Annotated in this window: 1 protein-coding gene; it reads right to left on the bottom strand. The window is 69.1% G+C overall.

Going from position 1 to position 1,242, the window contains the following annotated elements; all coding sequences use genetic code 11:
* Positions 1 to 1,242 (bottom strand): amino acid adenylation domain-containing protein (locus ACWGE1_RS41090; protein WP_453425575.1); only part of this gene is annotated, 1,242 nt, incomplete at both ends.

Raw genomic sequence — 1,242 nt, forward strand, 5'->3', positions numbered from 1 at the left:
GGGCGGGGGGAGTTGTTTGGTGTTGGTCTTGCCGTTGGGGAGTTGGGGGAGGTGGGTGAGGTGGGTGAGGTAGGTGGGGATCATGGCGGTGGGGAGGTGGGTGCGGAGGTGGGTGCGGAGTTGTTGGGGTGTGGGGGGTGTGGTGTGGGGGGTGGTGGTGTAGTAGGTGGCGAGGTGGGTGGTGCCGTCGGGGGTGGTGTGGGTGGTGGTGATGGTGTGGGTGATGTCGGGGTGGGTGTGGAGTGCGGTGTCGATTTCGGCGGGTTCGATGCGTTGGCCGCGGATTTTGATCTGGTGGTCGTTGCGGCCGAGGTATTCGAGGGTGCCGTGGGTGGTCCAGCGGGCCTGGTCGCCGGTGGCGTAGAGGCGGTGGCCGGGTCGGGTGGGGTGGGGGTTGAAGCGGTCGGCGGTGAGGGCGGGTTGGTGGTGGTAGCCGCGGGCGAGGGCGGTGCCGCCGATGTGGAGGTGTCCGGTGACGCCGATGGGGACGGGTTGGTGGTGGCTGTCCAGGACGTGGAGTTCGGTGCCGGTGATGGGGGTGCCGATGGGGATGCGGGTGTGGGTGTGGTGGGGGTCGACGGTGTGGGCGGTGACGTCGATGGCGGCTTCGGTGGGGCCGTAGAGGTTGTGGAGGCGGGTGTGGGGGAGGGTGGTGTGGAAGGTCGCGGCGAGGTGGGGGGTGAGTTCCTCGCCGGAGACGATGACGTCGGTGAGGGTGGTGGCGTGGGGGGTGTCGGGGTGTTCGAGGAAGTAGCGGAGCATGGAGGGCACGAAGTGGCAGACGGTCGTGCCGGTCCTCTGGATGAGGTGGGCGAGGTGGGCGGGGTCGCGGTGTCCGCCGGGGGTGACGAGCTGGATGGTGGCGCCGCAGGTCAGGGGCCAGGTCCATTCCCAGCCTGAGACGTCGAACCCGATGGGTGTCTTGAACAGGACACGGTCGGTGTGGTCGAGGCGGTAGGCGTTCTGGGTCCAGGCGATCCGGTTGACGAAAGCGGCGTGGGTGTTGACCGCGCCCTTGGGTGCACCGGTGGAACCCGACGTGTAGAGGACGTAGGCCGCGTTCTCCGGACGTACTTCGACCCGGGGGGCGGTGTCGGGGGCGGATGCGATGACCGCGCGTTCGGTGTCGAGGTTGACCAGGCGTGCGCCGTCCGGGAGTTCGAGGGACGATGCGATGTCCTGGGCGAGGTCGTGGGTCAGGACGAGCGGGACCCGGGAGCCGGTGGCCATGGCGGTGAGACG

The organism is Streptomyces sp. NPDC054932 (assembly GCF_053610205.1).